Source organism: Brucella sp. NBRC 12953 (genome assembly GCF_040369775.1).
GTDB lineage: Bacteria > Pseudomonadota > Alphaproteobacteria > Rhizobiales > Rhizobiaceae > Brucella > Brucella pseudogrignonensis.
On the sequence record NZ_BAABSV010000005.1, the window covers coordinates 378,255 to 397,977 of the forward strand.

A 19,723-nucleotide genomic window follows, 5' to 3' on the forward strand; every position below is an offset into this window, starting at 1 on the left:
CCGGTTTCCCGGCGTTACCATTTCCAGTGGGCGAGACTTTTAAGCTTGGTCGCCGTCTTGGAAAGTTTTCGCTACCCCCGAAGAACCGGCCCCACCCGGAACGGTGAATGGGGCCGTAATTATCAACGTCGGGAATATTGAATGCTGTTGAGCAGAACTGCGAGCACGATCACTGCACCCGTAAAGACAGTCTGCCAGTAGGATGATACGCCGATGATCACGAGGCCATCGGAAAGGAAACCGATAACAAAAGCGCCGAGAAGCGTGCCGAGAATTGTACCACGGCCACCCGTAAGCGCTGCGCCGCCGATCACGACTGCTGCGATTGCCGTCAACTCGTAAGTGGTGCCTGCGGTTGGACCAGCCGAAGTCAGCTGCGATGACAGAACCAGACCAGCGATTGCAGCACAGATGCCCGAAATCACATAGACAGAGATCTGCACGCGCTTCACTGGAACGCCCGACAGTTCAGCTGCACGTTCGTTACCACCCGAAGCATAAAGCCAGCGGCCAAATGCGGTGCGGTTAAGTACGACTGCTACGATGATGGCAAGGACAGCAAGTACCAGCACGCCAATCGGCACACCAAAAAGCGTGTTGAAACCGAGCCAGTCAAAGCCGGTATTGCCGAGCTCAGGACGACCGCCAAGATTGTTGTAGGTCAGACCATTGGTCATCAGAAGCGCTACACCGCGTGCGCAATAAAGTACGCCGAGTGTCGCCACGAAGGCCGGAACGCGCAGATAAGCGATCAGAACACCGTTCACCGCACCAACAAATGCGCCCAGGGCACAGGTGATGATGACAACCGCCCAAACCGGGAAATAAAGGATAACACCCAGTTCCGGAATATTGACGCCCTGCATGAGGAAGCCCGCGACAACGCCCGCAAGCCCCAGTGTAGAACCGACCGAAAGATCAATACCGCCGTTGAGGATAACCAGCAGCATACCAATCGCCAGCAAGCCGAAAATGGCCACATGCGAGGACATGATGAGGAAGTTATTGACGGTAAAGTAATAAGGCGAAAGGAACGAGAAGGCTGCGATGATCGCAATCAACGCAAAGAACGCACGGCCTTCGAGCAGCAAATGCACGATGCTGGTTTTGCGCTTTGTCCCGGTGGACGCCGCCTTTTTGTCGTTGGTGCTCGTGACTGACATTCTATCAGTGCTCCATAACTATTTTAGTGACCGACCATGGACTCGCCCGAGGCGGCCATGATCTTTTCCTTGGAGACATCGGAGCCGAATTCGGCCGAGATGCGTCCACGGTGCATAACGATGATACGATGAGCGATGCTGAGGCATTCGCCGACTTCAGATGTCGTATAGACGACTGCAAGCCCGTCTTTGGCCTTTTCGGCCAGCAGCTTGAACACTTCTGCCTTGGCACCAATATCGATACCGCGGCTTGGCTCATCCAGAAGGATAACCTTTGGTTCAGTCGCCAGCATTTTGCCAATAACGACCTTCTGCTGGTTGCCGCCAGACAGCGAACCGATTGCGGCTTCGCCACCATCCGTCTTGATGTGAACATTCTTGATCGACTGATCAACGATGTTCTTTTCACGCTTCGTCGAGGTGAAAAGGCCCTTCGTCATTTCGCCAATGCTTGCCAGCGAAAGATTGCGGCCAACCGTCATCGTCTGCACAAGACCATCACGCTGGCGATCTTCCGGTACCAGAACCAGACCCTGATCAATTCGCTGGGCAATCGTGAGGCCCGCCACATCCCTGCCTTCAAGCAGAATGCTGCCCGAATTGGCCTTGAGGCGACCTGCAACGGTTTCAAGAAGTTCGGTACGTCCCGCACCCATCAGACCATAAATACAAACGATCTCACCGGCTCGCACATTCAGCGACATGTTATCGACAAGCGCAAAGTCACCGGACTTGTCCTGAACCGTCAGACCTTCCACGGAAAGCGCGACATCGCCCCATTCGTAACCGGTTGGAGGCGAACCAAGATCGAAGTTTTCGCCCACCATGTTGCGAACGATCCATTCGAGATCAATATCGGCGCGTGGTGCATAAGCCGTCATGGTGCCATCGCGCAAAACCACAGCATGATCGGTGATCTGCAGTGCTTCTTCCAGATGGTGAGAGATATAGACAATCGCCACGCCGCGCGCGGTAAGATCGCGAATGACCTTGAACAGCACTTCCACTTCCGAAGCACTGAGCGCTGAAGTCGGCTCATCCATGATCAGAATGCGGGAATTGACCGAAAGCGCACGCGCGATTTCGACAACCTGCTGCTGACCGAGACGAAGCTCTTCAACAGGCGTCAGCGGATCGATGTCTTCTTCAAGTTCTGCAAGAAGTTCGCGGGTCAGGCGTTCTTCTTCTGCGAAATTGACGCCCGTTGCACCGCGAATTTCGCGTCCCATGAAGATGTTGTCGCGCACATTCATATTGGGCGCGAGGCTCAACTCCTGATGGATAATCGAAATACCGCGATCGCGTGCTTCGGTTGAAGAATTGAACACCACCGGCTCGCCATCAAGAATGATCGTGCCCGAAGTTGGCTGAATGACACCCGAGAGAACCTTCATCAGCGTCGACTTGCCAGCACCGTTTTCGCCAAAAAGCGTTGTGACCTGACCGCGGCGGATTTCAAAGTTCACGCCTTTGAGCGCATTGATACGCCCATAAGCCTTGGCAACATCATGTGCGGAAAGAACGACTTCGCCGTGCTTGCCTTCAACTTTGGTTTGAACGGTCATTTTACTTCAAACCCCACCGGCGTAACCAGCCAGTTCTTCGGGTTGACCAGCTTGAAAACGCCCGTGACCGAAACCGTCTTGCCGACGAGATTATCGACATCGACGCCTTCGAGAACCTGCTTCTTCATCTCATTGTTGAGAGCGGAACCGGCATTCTGGAATTCGATCTGGTTCTTGAACTGACCGAATTCGATTGTGCCGGTTGCATCACGCAGATCGGTGCCGTTTACAGCAGGACCCGTCTGAACACGAATTGCCATGCCTTCAGGGAAACCATCGACCTTGATGACATTATAGTTCGACTTGCGTTCTTCGACAGTGCCAGTGAACTTGACCGGGATAACCGGGTTCACGCTGCCAACGCCATATTTCTTACCGGCTGCATCCTTGTCAGCAGCAAGTGCGGTGCCGACTTCAACGGCATCCGCGGCGCGTTCTTCGACGCTTGCCTTGACCTTTGGAAACTCTGATGCGCCATAGGCGTCAGGCGAGAAAACCTGCTGACGCACATCAGCGTCCGAGCCGATCTTCACGACTTTCGTGTCAAATCCAATCGCACCGACAACCACGACCGCAGCGACCACACTCCAGAGGACTGCGCGGTTCAGCTTGGCGGGCTTCTGTGAAACTTGATTAGCTTGTGTACTCATAATCAAACGCCTTCAGCAAATTCTGCCGGATTGTCGTTGTAAAAACGGATTATGCGGCTGAATTCATACCGCTTGTAGACTTCACTCGCGATAAAGCACCCGACCAGCAGCAGCTAAACGGAAGCTTGAACAGGTGGATATGGGAGTGACAAATTTATGCATGACGATCCTCCACATAATTCCCTGGCCCCGCCCCTCCGCGCAGCATGGAAACAGATGCGCCGCGACCATATGCTATGGTAGCGACATGTTATCAACTTCAATAATGATGTTATAAACACCTATAACTGTCAATCGGATGTTTTTGTAACGCGCCGCGTTTCGCACGGTTTCGGGCTAAAAACTGACCATTCTGCCGTCAATTTCACCGCTTCGAATGATACGCGGAGACTTGGTTTTAAAAGCTGTCACTGGCAATACATGCCCTTGCCAAAAACATTAGCTTTATTTTTTATTATTTAAAAACAGATATATAGATACGCCATTCACTTCTTTTCTTCCAGCAGAAGAGGCTAATCCATCCGCAAAAAGGCTGGGACTCGAACTACAATTTCCACCACAATCACCTTTTGGTGAAAAAAAATGCTTACCCACGAAAATTTTACAGACAGGCCGTTATCGTTATGTTATCTCGATCATAAGCGAAGGCCCATTCTCATTAAAAACATGGGTAGCGAGCGACAAATTTCGTCGCGGGAGGAATCCAAATGTCCGCCAAGGACCTCATTGGGAAAGCATAATTCAGTCATGCGTGGTCAAGGTGATATAATCATCGGCATCGACGCGGGCACATCCGTCGTCAAGGCTGTGGCATTCGACCTTAGCGGTCGGCAACTCGATTCGGCAGCTGTCCGGAACAAATATGAAACCGGCGAACATGGCGCTGTTACACAGTCGCTTTCCCAAACATGGGAAGATTGCGCCAGCGCATTGCGTGGCCTTGCCGAGAAAATTCCAAACTTAAGCCAGCGCACTGCCGCTGTTTCCGTCACCGGCCAGGGTGACGGTACATGGCTGGTCGGACGAGACAACAAGCCTGTTGGCGATGCCTGGATCTGGCTCGACGCCCGCGCGGCCAATACAGTTACCAAACTTGCAGCAGGACCGATGAACCGCGCGCGCTTTGAAGCGACCGGCACCGGCCTCAATACCTGCCAGCAAGGCACCCAGATGGCGCATATGGACAGTTTCGTACCGGAACTGCTCGACAATGCGGAAGTCGCCCTTCATTGCAAGGACTGGCTTTACCTCAACCTCACCGGCGTCCGCGCCACGGACCCTTCAGAGGCGAGTTTCACATTCGGCAATTTCCGCAACCGTCAATATGACGAAGTGGTTATTGAAGCCCTCGGCCTTAAAAAGCGCCGTGGTTTGCTGCCCGAAATCGTGGACGGCACTCTGAACCAGCATCCGCTAACCCCCGAAGCGGCTGCGGCGACAGGTCTTTTGGCCGGTACGCCGGTGAGTCTCGGCTATGTTGATATGGTAATGACTGCACTCGGCGCGGGCGTCTATTGCGGCACCGCTGATGCAGGTTGCTCGACCATCGGATCGACCGGCGTGCATATGCGTGCAAAGCAGGTTTCCGACATTCATCTGAATGCGGAAGGCACGGGTTACGTCATTGCTCTGCCAGTTCCGGGCATCGTCACGCAGGTTCAGACCAACATGGGCGCGACGATCAATATCGACTGGATTCTGCAGATCGCTGCCGACCTCATGTCGACGGCAGACAAAAAAGTCTCGCTGAACGATCTGATCCCGCGCCTTGATGAATGGTTTAACGCAAGCCGCCCCGGCGCGCTTCTTTACCATCCTTATATTTCGGAAGCCGGAGAACGCGGACCTTTCGTCAACGCTTTTGCCCGCGCGGGCTTTATCGGTCTTTCAAGCCGTGATCGTTTTCCCGAACTGGTTCGTTCGGTGGTCGAAGGTCTCGGCATGGCGACACGCGATTGCTATGCGGCCATGGGTGATATGCCCGCCGAATTGCGCCTGACAGGCGGCGCCGCTCGCTCGCGCGCACTGCGCAGCACCTTGTCTGCAGCGGTCAACGCACCTGTGCGCGTTTCATCGCGTGAAGAAGCTGGTGCTGCAGGTGCAGCCATGATGGCTGCGGTTGCGATCGGCGCTTATAAGACGATGGATGACTGTATATCCGAATGGGTGGCCCCGCTGCTTGGAGCCACTGAAGCGCCTGATGAAGTGCAGGCGAAACGCTATGAAGAACTCTTCACGGCCTACAAGGACGCAAGACTGGCTTTAGAGCCTATCTGGGACAAGCTCGCAGCTGATAGATAGTTAGACAATCGGCTGAAATTACATATTATTTTGCCGGAATGCCGGCATCCGAAGGAGCATGAAATGGCTGAACCGGAAATCTACGATCTGTTTGTGATTGGTGGTGGGATCAACGGCGCGGGCGTGGCTCGCGATGCAGCCGGGCGCGGCCTCAAGGTTGTGCTGGCGGAAAAAGACGACCTCGCCGAAGGCACCTCGTCCCGCTCAGGCAAGCTTGTGCATGGTGGCCTGCGTTATCTCGAATATTACGAATTTCGCCTTGTCCGCGAAGCGTTGATCGAGCGCGAAGTTCTGCTTAATGCGGCACCGCATATCATCTGGCCGATGCGCTTTGTTCTGCCGCACAGCCCGCAGGATCGTCCGGCTTGGCTCGTCCGCCTCGGCCTGTTCCTTTACGACCATCTTGGCGGTCGCAAGAAGCTGCCCGGAACCCGCACGCTTGATTTGAAGCGCGACCCGGAAGGCACACCGATTCTCGATCAATATACCAAGGGCTTCGAGTATTCCGATTGCTGGGTGGATGACGCCCGCCTCGTCGTTCTCAATGCTGTGGGCGCCGCTGAAAAAGGCGCGACCATTCTGACCCGTACGCCTGTTACCTCCGCACGTCGCGAAAAAGGCGGCTGGGTCGTTGAAACCAAAAACCGCGATACTGGCGAAGTGCGCAGCTTCCGCGCGCGCTGCATCGTCAATTGCGCAGGCCCGTGGGTTACAGACGTTATCACCAATGTGGCTGGCTCAAATTCTTCGCGCAATGTGCGTCTGGTCAAGGGCAGCCACATCATTGTGCCAAAGTTCTGGTCGGGTGCGAATGCCTATCTGGTTCAGAACCACGACAAGCGTGTGATCTTCATCAATCCATATGAAGGCGACAAGGCACTCATCGGCACCACCGATATCGCTTATGAAGGCCGCGCCGAAGACGTCAGCGCAGACGAAAAAGAAATCGATTACCTGCTCACCGCAGTAAACCGCTATTTCAAGGAAAAGCTGCGCCGCGAAGACGTGCTTCACAGCTTCTCCGGTGTGCGTCCGCTGTTCGATGACGGCAAGGGCAACCCATCAGCCGTCACCCGGGACTATGTTTTCGATCTGGATGAGACCAACGACGCACCACTGCTGAACGTGTTTGGTGGCAAGATCACCACATTCCGCGAGCTCGCAGAGCGCGGTATGCATCGCTTGAAGCACATCTTCCCGAATATGGGCGGAGACTGGACTCATGGTGCACCGCTTCCAGGCGGTGAAATCCCGAATGCGGATTACGAAACCTTCGCAAATAGCCTCCGCGACAGCTATCCATGGATGCCGCGCAAGCTCGTCCATCACTACGGACGTCTCTATGGTGCCCGCACCAAGGACATCGTTGCAGGTGCATCCGATCTTAACGGACTTGGACAGCATTTCGGCGGCAATCTCTATGAGGCTGAAGTTCGCTATCTCGTGTCGAAAGAATGGGCGAAGACGGCGAACGACATTCTCTACCGCCGCACCAAGCACTATCTGCATCTAACCGAAGCCGAACGTACTGCTTTCATTGCATGGTTCGACAACGCCAAACTTGCTGCATAAAGCGCGACAACCGAGGACACCATGGCCCTTACGCTTTCGCTGAACACCAATCCGCTTGTGAACCGCTTTGCAGAGCCGGATGATCTGATCGAAACCGTTGCGCGCGACCTGCGCCTGCGCGATCTGCAGCTCACGCACGAGTTCATCAATCCGAGCTGGCAGGCTTCGACCATTCGTCGCCTGACGCGCGACATGGACAAGGCATTAGAGCGCACCGGTGTCCGTGTAACGTCGGGCATGACGGGCCCCTATGGCCGCCTCAACCATTTCGGCCATCCCGATGCCGAAGTGCGCCGCTATTACATCGACTGGTTCAAGACATTTGCCGATATTATCGGCGATCTCGGCGGCAAGTCGGTCGGAACACAGTTTGCGATTTTCACCTACAAGGATTTTGACAATCCTGAACGCCGCGAAGAGCTGATTAAGATTGCGATCGACTGCTGGGCGGAAGTTGCCGAACATGCGAGCCGTGCCGGTCTCGACTATGTCTTCTGGGAACCAATGAGCATTGGTCGTGAATTTGGAGACACAATCGCTGAAAGCATCAAGCTTCAGGATCGGCTGACCGCCGCCAATATGGCAATTCCAATGTGGATGATGGCCGACATCGATCATGGCGATGTCACCTCAGCTAACCCGGACGATTTCGACCCCTATGCTTGGGCGCGCGCCGTGCCCAAGGTCTCACCGATCATTCACATCAAGCAGAGCCTTATGGATAAGGGCGGCCATCGTCCTTTCACCGCTGCTTTCAATGCCAAGGGCCGTATCCAGCCTGAGCCTTTGCTCAAGGCTTTTGCCGAAGGCAGCGCAGTGGACAATGAAATCTGCCTTGAACTCTCATTCAAGGAACGTGAGCCTAACGACCGTGAAGTTATTCCGCAGATTGCGGAAAGTGTGGCCTTCTGGGCGCCGCACATTGACACGGGCGCAGGCGATTTGAAAATATAACTACAAGAAAAGAATAAAGAATCGGGAGCAAGCAGCACGAAAATGGCAGATTCAGACGATTCCTTGGCCCTTCGTGCAGCCTGGCTCCATTTTATTGCTGGCATGACCCAGTCAGCCGTCGCAAAGCGCCTTGGCTTACCATCTGTGAAGGCACACCGATTGATCGCCAAAGCTGTTGCTGATGGCGCGGTCAAAGTGACAATCGACGGCGATATCACCGAATGTATCGACCTCGAAAACCGGCTCGCAGAGCAATATAATCTTGAATATTGCGAAGTTGCGCCCGACCTCGGCGAAGATGCCTTGCCTCTCTTGTCTCTCGGAAGTGCGGGTGCGGAATTTCTCCGCCGCGAAATCGAGCATGGCGATCATGAAGTGATCGGCCTCGGCCATGGCCGCACACTTTCAGCAGCGGTCAATCACATGCCGCGCGTGGCGGCCAAGGATTTGCAATTTGTGTCGCTGCTCGGTGGTCTGACGCGAAATTTTGCGGCCAATCCGCATGATGTCATGCATCGCATTGCAGAAAAGACCGGCAGACCTGCTTATGTGATGCCGGTGCCTTTCTTTGCCAATACGGCAGAAGATCGCGAAGTGCTGCTGGCCCAGAAGGGTGTTACCAGCGTCTTTGAAATGGGGTGTCAGGCCGAACTCAAGATTGTCGGTATCGGTACTGTCGACGCCCATGCGCAGCTCGTCACATCAGGGGTGATTGATCTGTCGGAGATGGAAGAGATCGCAGAGCGTGGCGCTGTCGGTGAAATGCTGGGGCATTTCTTCGACATCAACGGAACGCGGCTTGAAACAGGGCTGACGGCACGCACCATTGCCGCTTCGGTGGAAAATGCCGATATGAGCCGCATTATCGGCCTCGCTGGCGGGCTCTCCAAAGCAGACGCCATCCGTTCGGTGCTTAGGAGCGGTCGGCTTTATGGGCTGATTACCGACGAGCGTACGGCCAAAGCACTTCTGCAATAGCCACAACGTCGATCAACAAAATATCACAAAATCACATTTTATATGGATTGTTTTGTGATTTTGTGATTTAAGTTTGAGGGATAAACAAACACGCTCTGAGATCGGAAATTCCGTGAAACGCGACGAAAGAAGACAGGCGATCATCAATCTGCTGATTGAAAATCATGCAGTCGATCTCGATGATCTTTCCGAGCGCTTTGCTGTCTCCAAGATGACCATCCATCGCGATCTGGATTCGCTTGAAGAATCCGGCGTGCTGCGTAAAGTACGCGGCGGCGCGACCATGGATGCTGGCTCTCAGTTTGAAAGCGATTTCCGTTTTCGCGTCCAGCAGGATAACGAAGCCAAGATCGAGATGGGCCGCGCGGCCCTTGACCTGATCGAACCCGGCATGACCGTGATGATTAATGACGGTTCCACCGCCGCAGTTCTCGGAAGCATGTTAATTGAGAAGCGCCCGCTGACGGTGATTACCAACAATGCGGTCATCATCGAAAACCTCAAAGGCGAAGGCGGCATCAATCTGATCGCGCTCGGCGGGGTATTTTCGGCAAAGTTCAATGCGTTCTTTGGCCTGCTGACCGAGGAAGCCCTTTCAAAACTCAGCGCAGATATTGCCTTCATTTCCGCGCCTGCGGTCAATGGACGTCTCGTCTACCATATGGATGAAAACGTCGTCCGCACCAAGCGCGCCATGACTGCGTCGGCAACCCGCACATGCCTGCTGGTCAATCATCAGCGTTTCCGCCGCACGGCCCTGCATGTGATGGCTGATCTTGGCGATTTCGATGCGATCATCACGGATAAATCACCGGGCGATGCACTTGTGGCCGAACTTGAGCCGGCAGGCATCAAACTGACAATTGCAGAATAACACACGAGAAGAAAGACCATTCAAGCATGTCCAAATTCTGGGTAGGTACGAGCTGGAAAATGAACAAGACGCTTGCGGAAGCACGCGTTTTCGCGGACGCACTGAAAGACGCCGATGCTGACCGCTCGGCAGACATTCAGCGCTTCGTCATTCCGCCGTTTACTTATGTTCGTGAAGTGAAGGAAATTCTGTCGGAAACCTCCGTCAAGGTTGGCGCGCAGAACATGCACTGGGCTGATCAGGGTGCATGGACCGGCGAAATTTCACCGTTGATGCTGAAAGATTGCAACCTCGACATCGTTGAACTCGGCCATTCCGAACGCCGCGCAAACTTTGGTGAAACCAACGAAACGGTTGGCCTCAAGGTTGAAGCAGCCGTTCGTCACGGCCTGATCCCGCTTATCTGCATTGGCGAAACGCTCGAAGACCGCGAAAGCGGACGTGCTGCGGAAGTGCTTGCTGAAGAAGTGCGCGGCGCACTTTCCAAGCTTTCAGATGAGCAGAAAAAAGCCGAAATCCTGTTTGCCTATGAGCCTGTCTGGGCGATTGGTGAAAATGGCATTCCAGCCTCGGCAGATTACGCCGATGCCCGCCAGGCCGAAATTATTACGGTTGCTGAAGGCATCCTTGGCCGTCGCGTGCCTTGCCTCTATGGCGGCTCAGTCAATCCCGGCAACTGCGAAGAACTCATTGCCTGCCCGCATATCGACGGCCTGTTCATTGGCCGTTCGGCATGGAACGTGGAAGGCTATCTCGATATTCTGGCGAAATGCGCCAGAACCATCAAAGCTAATTAAGGAGCAATATCATGAAAGTAGCAGTAGCAGGCGATAGCGCCGGTGAAGGTCTGGCCAAGGTTCTCGCAGATTATCTGAAGGATCGTTTTGAAGTGTCCGAAATCTCCCGCACGGACGCTGGCGCAGACACATTCTACGCAAACCTCTCGGACCGCGTTGCATCCGCCGTTCTCGACGGCACCTATGATCGCGCAATTCTGGTTTGCGGCACCGGTATCGGTGTTTGCATTGCAGCCAACAAGGTTCCTGGCATCCGCGCAGCGCTGACCCACGACACCTATTCGGCAGAACGTGCAGCACTCTCCAACAACGCGCAGATCATCACCATGGGCGCACGCGTTATCGGTTCGGAAGTTGCAAAGACTATTGCTGACGCGTTCCTTGCCCAGACCTTTGACGAAAATGGCCGTTCGGCTGGCAATGTTGACGCGATCAACGAAGTCGACGCCAAGTACAACAAGTGCTGATTGTCTAAAGCAACATCCCAAAACACAAAAAGCGGCGGGTTTTCCCGCCGCTTTTTTATATTGAAGCTAGACCATTTTAGCTGAACTTCGGATCCAGCGAACCATCGCGATAACGCTTTGCCATATCCGACAGCGGGATCGGACGAATTGACTGAGCATGGCCAGCGGTGCCGAACTGCTCGAAGCGATCCTTGCAAAGCTTGGTCATCGCAGCCATTGCAGGCTTGAGATACTTACGTGGATCGAACTCGCTTGGGTCTTCCTGCAACACGCGGCGGATCTGGCCCGTCAGCGCCATGCGGTTATCGGTGTCGATGTTGATCTTGCGCACGCCATGCTTGATACCGCGCTGGATTTCTTCAACAGGCACACCCCAGGTTGGCTTCATTTTGCCGCCATACTTGTTGATGATTTCCTGCAAATCTTCCGGCACCGAAGACGATCCATGCATGACAAGGTGCGTGTTTGGAAGCTTACGGTGAATCTCCTCGATCACGTTCATTGCAAGCACGGAACCATCAGGCTTGCGGCTGAACTTGTAAGCGCCATGCGAGGTGCCCATAGCGATTGCCAGTGCATCAACCTTGGTTTCACGCACGAATTTCACGGCTTCATCCGGGTCTGTCAGAAGCTGGTCATGCGAAAGCTGACCTTCCGCACCGTGACCGTCTTCTGCTTCACCCATGCCGGTTTCGAGCGAACCAAGAACACCAAGCTCACCTTCAACCGAAATGCCGCCCAGATGAGACATTTCACTGACCTGACGCGTAACGGAGACGTTGTAGTCCCAGTCGGCAGGGGTCTTGCCATCAGCCTTGAGCGAGCCGTCCATCATGACGGAGGTAAAGCCTGCCTGAATTGCAGTCATGCAAGTGGCAGCTTCGTTGCCGTGATCGAGATGCACGCAAACTGGAATATGCGGATAGATTTCCGTGACCGCATCCATCATGTGGCGCAACATGATATCATTTGCATAGGAACGCGCACCGCGCGAAGCCTGCAGGATCACCGGCGCATTGGTCGCATCCGCCGCTTCCATGATGGCGAGCGCCTGCTCCATGTTGTTGATGTTGAAAGCCGGAACGCCATAGCTGTGTTCAGCAGCGTGGTCGAGCAATTGACGCAGCGTAATACGTGCCATCTGAGTTTCCTCTTAGTTAATTGCGCGGACGCGCGTAATATTCGCCGAGAACATCGACTTCTTCCGCAACACCGAACACCAGCGCGCTGCGCTCGTGGTAGGTTTCGGGAACGATATCGAGGATCGGTGTGGAACCGTTGGTCGCCTTGCCACCAGCCTGCTGGCTGAGGAAAGCAATCGGATTGGCTTCATAAACGAGGCGCAGACGGCCTTTTTCATAACCCGGACGCGCATCGTCTACGTAGAAGAAGATGCCGCCGCGCTGCATGATGCGATGCATGTCGCCGACAGCTGCACCCAACCAGCGCATATTGAAATTGCGTCCGCGCGGACCGTCCTTGCCGTTGTAGCAATCATCGACATAGGCCTTCATGCCAGCCGAGAGATGACGATAAACGGATGCGTTATAGGCGAGATCGGACGTGCGCTCTGGAAGCGTCACATTCTTGCGGGTGATCTGGAAAATGCCGCTGACCGGATCAAGCGTCGCGAAAAGAACGCCTTCGCCGACTGAGAAGGCGAGATCAATCGAATTGCCGAACGAGACATAACCTGCTGCCAGCTGGCGATTACCGGGCTGAAGGAATGGCTCTGCCGTATCCGCAGGGAAGATCGAGAAAATGGTACCGAGCGGCGCGCCGAGGCCCACATTACCGGAGCCATCGAGCGGGTCGATTGCAACCGCAACCAGACCATCCGATTTACCCTTAACGGGAAGATCCGCTTCTTCGGACAGAACTGATGCAGCGCCCGCCGCAATCAGCAGTTCAATGAAGAGATTGTGTGAGCCGACATCGATGCTCTTCTGCTGATCAGAATCGCTATTGACGCCAACCAGCTTACCCGGATCACCCGGAAGCGTGCCGCGCGCGATGCGACCAGCGAGACGGCCTGAACCTGCGAGAATGGCCTTGATGACGTTGCTCGTTGCAAGACGCAGGCCATCCTGACCTGCCCAAGTGTCCAGATACTCGCCAGCAGCCTGCGCATCCACACGGTCATTGTCGCCTGCGAGAACCAGTGGTGCGAAATTACCTACCATCGTCATTGGCCCTGCTCCTTAAAAAGAGGCAGTTGCAGCACGTTGGAAGCGGGGGAAACGGAATTCATTTACTGGCAATCTCCATGCGTATGTCTTCAAGACACGCCCGATAGTGGGCCGAGACACGGAGGACGTAACACCGTTCTGATATCATCACAATCATGTGGATAACATTATAACGATTTAAATGTGATAATATGTTTTAAAATGATGTTAATTAGAGATACGCAGCGTCATTTCCTCACATGAAACACATGAGGAAGGCCTGAATCCGGGTCGATTCCCCGCTCTCTTTTCAAATATTGAAGCGAATTTTTGGTGTCGCAGCGAATTTCGCTTTGGCGGGCTTAAAAGCTAAGAGCCCTGTTAATCCTGCTTTTTCTTGTCAGGATCAAATGTCACAAAGAAGCGGTAGGCCGACCAGAGGCCAAGCGCTCCAAACAGCATGGCCCAACCGACTGCGCCCATCGAAATCTCAAATGCAGCCCATGCCAGACAACTTCCTGAGATCAATACCCGTATCCACAAAGGTCGAAATCGCGGGTCATCAAACTCAAACATCGTCCAGCCTTGTTACGGTTTCGCATTTCCTCGCCATGCAGGCGGGGAATACACCTTATTTAGCTAGTTTTCGATCATTCCGTAAGTGCTGGCGCTCCGTTTGGCTGATATTTTGTGTTTTTGATCACATCGGATGCGGGAACTAAAAATCTGCCACCTTACCCCATGCGCTTTTATTCAAGCGTTCGGGCTTATATGAGCTCGGCTCGACAATCGGCTTGCGCCCCAAAATGACATCGGCAATCATATGCCCGGCACCAGGGCCAATGCCAAAACCATGACCACTGAAGCCTGCCGCCAGAATGAAACCCGGAACAGTTTCAATTTCTCCTATTGCCGGTACGCCGTCAGGCGTGCTGTCGATATAACCAGCCCAGCGATTTGCAATTGGCACTCCAGCTAGCGCTGGTAATAGTTCCTGCGCCCTTTGATACGTTAAACCAATCTGCCCTTCGTCAGGCTTGGGGTTGAGAATGCGATTGCGCTCCATCGGCGTCACTTCATCCAACCGCCACTTGGTCAATGTTTCATGCCCAGAACACCAGCCTTGAACCCCGCCGGGAGCAAGGCTGCGCCAGCGGCGCATGAACATCGGTACAAACTCACGGCTGAAACGCAATTGCTGCGGCGTCACGTCAACGCGCGCGCGACCGCTGATCGCAAGTGTATAACCCCCATCCATACGGCGCGTCAGCGACACTTGAGCCGTATGCAATGCATCGGGCAAACCAACAACGCCAGATGCGACGGATAAAATGGAGGCACGAACTGCGGCCTGCGGAAAACGAATGCCAAGCTGGTTGCAGAAGGAGGATGCCCATGCACCACCCGCCATCACAACAGTCTTTGTGCGGATGGTACCCGACTCCGTGACAACACCGCTGACACGACCACCGCTTAATTCAAGTCCACGGGCGGCACAGTTCTGATGAACAGTTCCGCCGGCTGCCATGATACCTCGAGCCACCACAGGAACTGCGCGTGATGGATCAGCAATTCCGTCAGTTGGCGAGAAAACACCGCCTTTCCAGCTCTGCCCGGTTGCTTTGCCGCGCTCAGCGGCCTCACCGGTGCTAAGCATATGCGTGGTAACGCCCACTGTTTTTGCAAAATCCCGCCAGCGGGCCCAGCCCGCAATCTCCGCCTCATCCTGCGACAGATAAAGAAGGCCGCACCGGCGAAAACCGGGATCTTCTCCGGTTTCTTCTGCAATCTTGTCCCAAAGCTCGAGGCTTTTTGTAGCCATCGGAAGCTCACGGGCATCGCGGTTTTGTTGTCGACACCAGCCCCAGTTTCGGCTCGATTGCTCCGCAGCGATACGCCCCTTTTCAACAAGAGCCACTTTTACGCCGCTACGCGCTAGATAATAGGCTGTGAAAACGCCCACTACGCCACCACCAATCACAACGACATCCGCCTCACTTGGCAAGGTTGGACTGGTCTCGATGTGTAAAAGCGGTGCAGACATGCGCAGGACTCCGATGTTTCGCATATCCTAGTGCTGTACGTTCCGCTTGATGCGTTGGAGTTTGTCTTTACACAGAATTTCGTATGGTTTGGCGTCGTTTTGACAGGCGATTATTGCGCCCAAACAGCGTGCAGTGCGTGGCTCTACTGAATATCAGAAACAGAGTATGGCGCGATTGCAGCTTCCGGGGAAAAAGATAATAATCTCAACCGAAAGTACCGAATAACTGGTTTTGCTATGAAGCTCGATAAAATCGACATCAAAATTCTATCCGAAATGCAGAAGAATGGGCGGATAACCAATGTCGAGCTTGCAGAACTCGTCAACCTTTCACCCAGTCCCTGCCTCATGCGGGTGAAAAAGCTGCAATCTGAAGGTTATATCACCGGCTATTCCGCGCAGATCAATGTTTCGAAGCTCGGACAGACATTGACGGTTTTCACTGAGATTACGCTCAAAAACCATCGTCAGATCGATTTTGCGCGATTTCTTGCCACCGTCGAGAAGATCGATTCCGTTATTGAGTGTCATCTGGTTTCCGGCGGCTACGATTATCTGATGAAGTTCGTCACCGCCGGAATTGTCGAGTATCAGACGATCATGGAACGCCTGATCGATATGGATATCGGCATAGATAAATATTTTAGCTTCGTTGTCCTCAAATCACCGATCGTCAAAGCGCATCTGCCGCTTGATGTGATGTTCACAGAGTAGCGGATCAGGCGGCCTCAGAACGCGGCGCCATTGCGCCTGTCATCAAGGCCACTGCATCCGACATCGAATATTCCTTCGGATCGACTACCGTCAGTCGCTTACCAAGACGATGAATATGGATGCGATCAGCCACTTCAAAAACATGCGGCATGTTGTGCGAGATCAGCACAATCGGCATTCCTCGTGCCTTCACATCCTGAATAAGCTCCAGAACGCGGCGGGATTCCTTTACGCCAAGTGCCGCCGTCGGCTCATCCATGATGACGACCTTTGAACCGAAGGCCGCAGCGCGTGCAACCGCGACACCTTGCCGTTGACCGCCGGAAAGGGTTTCCACCGCCTGACCAATGTTCTGGATGGTCATCAGGCCGAGTTCAGACAGCTTTTCACGCGCGATCTTTTCCATCGCTCCACGATCAAGCATCCTGAGTAATGAACCAAGCGGTCCCTTGCGGCGGATTTCGCGTCCAAGAAACAAATTGTCCGCAATGGAAAGCGCAGGAGAAAGAGCAAGATTCTGATAAACCGTCTCAATACCTGCATGGCGCGCTTCCATTGGCGAATGGAAACTGACTGGCTTGCCATCAAGCATTATCTCGCCTTCATCGGGGCGGATGGCCCCTGACAGCGCTTTAATAAGCGAAGATTTGCCAGCGCCGTTGTCGCCAATGACAGCAAGGATTTCTCCCGGATAGAGGTCAAAGTCGGCATGATCGAGTGCAGTGACGCGCCCGTAACGCTTGACGAGACCGCGTGCGGAAAGAACCGGTGTTGTAGAGGTTTTCATGCGGCAGCCTTTCTGATCCATTGGTCAATGGCAACGGCAGCAATAATAAGAACGCCAATCAGGAGATAGGTCCATTGCGGATCTGTACCCCACAAGCGTAAACCCAGCGAGAAAACACCAACAATCAGCGCGCCAAACATTGTGCCGAGGATGGACCCACGTCCGCCGAAGAGCGAAATCCCACCAATCACGACAGCCGTAATGGATTCAATGTTGGCAAACTGCCCAGCGGTTGGTGAAACAGAACCCAAGCGCCCGATCATAGCCCAGCCAGCAAGTGCGCAAATAAGACCTGCCAGAACATAAACCGACATGAGTATCGGCTTAACCGAAACGCCTGATAGTTTTGCAGCCTCCGGATCATCGCCGATGGCATAGACATGGCGCCCCCAGGCTGTGTGATTTAGCACGAACCAGAGTAACAAAACCAAAAGTACCATCGCGATAACGCCATAGGTGAAGACTGCCCCCCCTACGCGAATGCTTTCCCCAAAAAACTGCAGGATAGGCGCCTCTGCCGTAATCTCCTGTGCACGAATGGTTTCATTCGAGGAATAAAGAAAGTTCGTCGCCAGGATCACCTGCCACATGCCGAGCGTGACAATAAATGGTGGCAATCGCACATAAGCGATCAAGAACCCGTTGATGAAGCCGCAAAGCGCACCGGTAGCAAAGCCGAACAGGATGGAAAGCTCTGCAGGCAAGCCATAGCGGAATGTGAACTGCCCCATAACCACGGAAGATAAGACCATGATAGCGCCGACCGAGAGATCGATACCGGCAGTAAGGATCACCAAAGTCTGCGCCGCAGCCACGATGCCTGTAATCGCGACTTGCTGTAGAATAAGTGTCAGCGCGAAAGCGGAGAAAAACTTTCCACCAAGCGTTATCCCGAAGACCAGCAATGACATGACCAGCACAATCAGCGGTACAGCCGCGGGATTGTGATGCAGAAAATGCCGGAGGCGATAGAGCAAAGACTGATCGCCCGCATCAAAAGATGCGACATCGCTTGCGCTTTGGGAGAGCGATTTTTCATATTCCTGCATTGATGCTTTTACAGGGGTAGTCGTCGCCTGCGGCTCACTCATGTCTATCTCCTGCTTTAGAGCGCATCCCGAAAAGTGTGAAACGGTTTTCGGATAAAGATGCGCGTTAAAACAAACTTTTAGAGCGCCGATCTGATCCAATCAGATCGAACCGCGCTCTAAGGCGCAAGAGCATCCGGCAAAAGCTGCCGGATGCGAGTTATCACTAGAGCGCATCTCGAAACGAGCGAAGCGGTTTTCGGAACAAGAAGCGCGTAAAAACAAATGGATAGAGCATTTCCAATGACTCAATCAAAACCGGAAATGCTCTAAGCTTTTAGCCCCAGCACTTGCCGAGCGCAGTTTTGGTGTCGATTGACTCCACACCCTCGACTGGCTTGTCAGTGACCAGCGCCACGCCCGTATCGACGAAGGTCTTGCCTTCTGTCGGCTTTGGCTTTTCGCCACTATCCGCGAATTTTTTGATAGCTTCGATGCCAAGCGCTGCCATCTGCAGCGGGTATTGCTGCGACGTTGCACCAATTACACCAGCTTCGACGTTTTTAACGCCTGGGCAACCACCATCGATCGAAACGATAAGCACGTCTTTTTCACGGCCTACGGCCTTGAGTGCTTCATAAGCACCAGCTGCAGCAGGTTCGTTGATCGTATGCACGACATTGATGGTCGGATCTTTCTGGAGAAGGTTTTCCATCGCGCGACGGCCACCTTCTTCATTACCATCAGTCAAATCACGCCCCACAATACGTGGATCATCTTCATCACCAAGCTTGGTCTTGTCTTTCGGGTCGATGCCAAAGCCAACAGCAAAACCCTGATCGCGCAGAACGTCAACGCTTGGCTGCGACGCGGTGAGGTTAAGGAAAGCCACGCGCGCATCCTTGGCCTTATCGCCAAGCGTTGCCGCAGCCCATTTGCCGACCAGTTCGCCCGCAAGGAAGTTGTCTGTCGCGAAAGTGGCATCTGCTGCATCCGCTGGTTCTAGCGGCGTATCAAGCGCAATGATCAACGCACCCGCGTCACGAGCTTTTTGCAGCGACGGTACGATGCCCTTTGTGTCAGAAGCGGTAATCAGAATGCCCTTGGCACCATCCGCAATACAGGTTTCGATTGCCGCTACCTGACTTTCGGAATCGCCGTCGATCTTGCCTGCATAAGTCTTGAGATTGACGCCTAGCTCCTTGGCTTTTGCAATCGCGCCTTCCTTCATCTTGACGAAGAAGGGATTGGTGTCGGTCTTGGTAATCAGGCAAGCACCAACATCCGCCGCATTGGCTGGGCCTGCAACCGAAGCGGCCACACCAAGCGTAAAGGCAGCAACCGCTGCCGAGAGAACTGTCTTCTTCATGAACTCCTCCCAGAGTGAAACCGGTTCCTCTTCCCCCGGCGTGATGAAAACAAAACACGGCTTCGCAAGAGAGTCAATTAATAAATCCACTTGATTTATTAATTTGCTGTGCCACTCTCTGGCTGGGAGATTGAGGCTGGCTTGTTTGCTTAAAGTACGATTCCGGCGCTTAAGTTGATGTTTTTATTTAACATGTTCGACAAATGAGGGCTTTTTCTGCTTCATCGAATGGAGTAGGCCAATCGACGATAAAGCGTGCTTGGATCTGATTGAACCAGATCGACGCGCTAAG

17 protein-coding genes are annotated in these 19,723 nt (G+C 53.8%); 8 read left to right on the forward strand and 9 right to left on the reverse strand.

What is annotated here, in order from left to right; translation table 11 throughout:
• Positions 1-122: 122 nt before the first annotated feature.
• Genes ABWV94_RS14755 through ABWV94_RS14765 form a run of 3 tightly spaced genes read right to left on the reverse strand, consistent with a single transcriptional unit; the run spans position 123 to position 3,378 of the window.
• Positions 123-1,163, reverse strand: a complete 1,041-nt coding sequence (locus ABWV94_RS14755; RefSeq protein ID WP_007878307.1) for an ABC transporter permease — start codon at positions 1,161-1,163, stop codon at positions 123-125.
• 23 nt (positions 1,164-1,186) lie between these two features.
• Positions 1,187-2,728 carry a sugar ABC transporter ATP-binding protein gene (locus ABWV94_RS14760; protein WP_007878305.1) on the reverse strand — a complete coding sequence of 514 codons (1,542 nt, stop codon included), beginning with the start codon at positions 2,726-2,728 and terminating at the stop codon, positions 1,187-1,189.
• Positions 2,725-3,378 (reverse strand): DUF2291 family protein, encoded by a 654-nt coding sequence (locus ABWV94_RS14765; protein ID WP_007878304.1) that lies wholly within the window; start codon positions 3,376-3,378, stop codon positions 2,725-2,727. Before ABWV94_RS14765 ends, ABWV94_RS14760 begins: the two co-directional genes overlap by 4 nt.
• Positions 3,379-4,125: 747 nt before the next feature.
• On the opposite strand from ABWV94_RS14765, the gene ABWV94_RS14770 reads away from it, so the two are divergent.
• The 7 genes from ABWV94_RS14770 to derI all read left to right on the forward strand — a co-directional run bounded on the left by ABWV94_RS14770 (position 4,126) and on the right by derI (position 11,321).
• Positions 4,126-5,679: an FGGY-family carbohydrate kinase gene (locus tag ABWV94_RS14770; protein ID WP_064321486.1), complete on the forward strand. Its 1,554-nt coding sequence runs from the start codon at positions 4,126-4,128 to the stop codon at positions 5,677-5,679.
• A gap of 63 nt (positions 5,680-5,742) precedes the next feature.
• Positions 5,743-7,251, forward strand: a complete 1,509-nt coding sequence (locus tag ABWV94_RS14775) for a glycerol-3-phosphate dehydrogenase (RefSeq protein ID WP_079213119.1) — start codon at positions 5,743-5,745, stop codon at positions 7,249-7,251.
• A 21-nt stretch (positions 7,252-7,272) separates the two neighbouring features.
• On the forward strand, positions 7,273-8,205 hold the full coding sequence (locus ABWV94_RS14780) for a TIM barrel protein (RefSeq protein WP_113498973.1): 933 nt from the start codon (positions 7,273-7,275) through the stop codon (positions 8,203-8,205).
• A gap of 42 nt (positions 8,206-8,247) precedes the next feature.
• Positions 8,248-9,183, forward strand: coding sequence for a sugar-binding transcriptional regulator (locus tag ABWV94_RS14785; protein WP_007878295.1), 936 nt, complete (start codon positions 8,248-8,250; stop codon positions 9,181-9,183).
• 112 nt (positions 9,184-9,295) lie between these two features.
• A complete protein-coding gene (locus tag ABWV94_RS14790; RefSeq protein ID WP_007878294.1) occupies positions 9,296-10,057 on the forward strand; it encodes a DeoR/GlpR family DNA-binding transcription regulator in 762 nt (253 codons plus the stop codon).
• Between the two features lie 26 nt (positions 10,058-10,083).
• Positions 10,084-10,854: a triose-phosphate isomerase gene (locus tag ABWV94_RS14795; RefSeq protein WP_113498969.1), complete on the forward strand. Its 771-nt coding sequence runs from the start codon at positions 10,084-10,086 to the stop codon at positions 10,852-10,854.
• Between the two features lie 11 nt (positions 10,855-10,865).
• The gene (derI, locus tag ABWV94_RS14800; RefSeq protein WP_007878291.1) at positions 10,866-11,321 is read left to right on the forward strand and encodes a D-erythrulose-4-phosphate isomerase; all 456 of its coding nucleotides are present in this window, start codon (positions 10,866-10,868) and stop codon (positions 11,319-11,321) included.
• A 76-nt stretch (positions 11,322-11,397) separates the two neighbouring features.
• Here the strand turns inward: derI and fba are convergent, their stop codons facing one another.
• The 3 genes from fba to ABWV94_RS14815 form a co-directional block, all read right to left on the reverse strand.
• Positions 11,398-12,462, reverse strand: a complete 1,065-nt coding sequence (fba, locus tag ABWV94_RS14805; protein ID WP_064321482.1) for a class II fructose-bisphosphate aldolase — start codon at positions 12,460-12,462, stop codon at positions 11,398-11,400.
• 16 nt (positions 12,463-12,478) lie between these two features.
• Positions 12,479-13,510: a class 1 fructose-bisphosphatase gene (locus tag ABWV94_RS14810; protein WP_113498966.1), complete on the reverse strand. Its 1,032-nt coding sequence runs from the start codon at positions 13,508-13,510 to the stop codon at positions 12,479-12,481.
• 697 nt (positions 13,511-14,207) lie between these two features.
• On the reverse strand, positions 14,208-15,533 hold the full coding sequence (locus tag ABWV94_RS14815; protein WP_113498964.1) for an NAD(P)/FAD-dependent oxidoreductase: 1,326 nt from the start codon (positions 15,531-15,533) through the stop codon (positions 14,208-14,210).
• 237 nt (positions 15,534-15,770) lie between these two features.
• On the opposite strand from ABWV94_RS14815, the gene ABWV94_RS14820 reads away from it, so the two are divergent.
• Positions 15,771-16,247: an Lrp/AsnC family transcriptional regulator gene (locus ABWV94_RS14820; RefSeq protein WP_007878283.1), complete on the forward strand. Its 477-nt coding sequence runs from the start codon at positions 15,771-15,773 to the stop codon at positions 16,245-16,247.
• Positions 16,248-16,251: 4 nt separating this feature from the next.
• Here ABWV94_RS14820 and ABWV94_RS14825 read toward each other — a convergent pair whose 3' ends face one another.
• From ABWV94_RS14825 to ABWV94_RS14835, 3 genes are all read right to left on the reverse strand, one after another.
• Positions 16,252-17,034 (reverse strand): ATP-binding cassette domain-containing protein, encoded by a 783-nt coding sequence (locus ABWV94_RS14825; RefSeq protein ID WP_064321481.1) that lies wholly within the window; start codon positions 17,032-17,034, stop codon positions 16,252-16,254.
• Positions 17,031-18,125 carry an ABC transporter permease gene (locus tag ABWV94_RS14830; protein WP_007878280.1) on the reverse strand — a complete coding sequence of 365 codons (1,095 nt, stop codon included), beginning with the start codon at positions 18,123-18,125 and terminating at the stop codon, positions 17,031-17,033. Before ABWV94_RS14830 ends, ABWV94_RS14825 begins: the two co-directional genes overlap by 4 nt.
• 274 nt (positions 18,126-18,399) lie before the next feature.
• Complete coding sequence (locus ABWV94_RS14835; protein WP_113158446.1) at positions 18,400-19,431, reverse strand: sugar ABC transporter substrate-binding protein; 1,032 nt, start codon at positions 19,429-19,431, stop codon at positions 18,400-18,402.
• Positions 19,432-19,723: the final 292 nt, after the last annotated feature.

Bases quoted from the DNA above. Each gene is read 5' to 3' on its own strand.
- ABWV94_RS14795 (WP_113498969.1), top strand. From the start codon at position 10,084: ATGTCCAAATTCTGGGTAGGTACGAGCTGGAAAATGAACAAGACGCTT.
- ABWV94_RS14765 (WP_007878304.1), bottom strand. From the start codon at position 3,378: ATGAGTACACAAGCTAATCAAGTTTCACAGAAGCCCGCCAAGCTGAAC.
- ABWV94_RS14760 (WP_007878305.1), bottom strand. From the start codon at position 2,728: ATGACCGTTCAAACCAAAGTTGAAGGCAAGCACGGCGAAGTCGTTCTT.
- ABWV94_RS14770 (WP_064321486.1), top strand. From the start codon at position 4,126: ATGCGTGGTCAAGGTGATATAATCATCGGCATCGACGCGGGCACATCC.
- ABWV94_RS14810 (WP_113498966.1), bottom strand. From the start codon at position 13,510: ATGACGATGGTAGGTAATTTCGCACCACTGGTTCTCGCAGGCGACAAT.
- fba (WP_064321482.1), bottom strand. From the start codon at position 12,462: ATGGCACGTATTACGCTGCGTCAATTGCTCGACCACGCTGCTGAACAC.
- derI (WP_007878291.1), top strand. From the start codon at position 10,866: ATGAAAGTAGCAGTAGCAGGCGATAGCGCCGGTGAAGGTCTGGCCAAG.
- ABWV94_RS14835 (WP_113158446.1), bottom strand. From the start codon at position 19,431: ATGAAGAAGACAGTTCTCTCGGCAGCGGTTGCTGCCTTTACGCTTGGT.
- ABWV94_RS14830 (WP_007878280.1), bottom strand. From the start codon at position 18,125: ATGAGTGAGCCGCAGGCGACGACTACCCCTGTAAAAGCATCAATGCAG.
- ABWV94_RS14755 (WP_007878307.1), bottom strand. From the start codon at position 1,163: ATGTCAGTCACGAGCACCAACGACAAAAAGGCGGCGTCCACCGGGACA.
- ABWV94_RS14785 (WP_007878295.1), top strand. From the start codon at position 8,248: ATGGCAGATTCAGACGATTCCTTGGCCCTTCGTGCAGCCTGGCTCCAT.
- ABWV94_RS14825 (WP_064321481.1), bottom strand. From the start codon at position 17,034: ATGAAAACCTCTACAACACCGGTTCTTTCCGCACGCGGTCTCGTCAAG.
- ABWV94_RS14815 (WP_113498964.1), bottom strand. From the start codon at position 15,533: ATGTCTGCACCGCTTTTACACATCGAGACCAGTCCAACCTTGCCAAGT.
- ABWV94_RS14775 (WP_079213119.1), top strand. From the start codon at position 5,743: ATGGCTGAACCGGAAATCTACGATCTGTTTGTGATTGGTGGTGGGATC.
- ABWV94_RS14820 (WP_007878283.1), top strand. From the start codon at position 15,771: ATGAAGCTCGATAAAATCGACATCAAAATTCTATCCGAAATGCAGAAG.
- ABWV94_RS14780 (WP_113498973.1), top strand. From the start codon at position 7,273: ATGGCCCTTACGCTTTCGCTGAACACCAATCCGCTTGTGAACCGCTTT.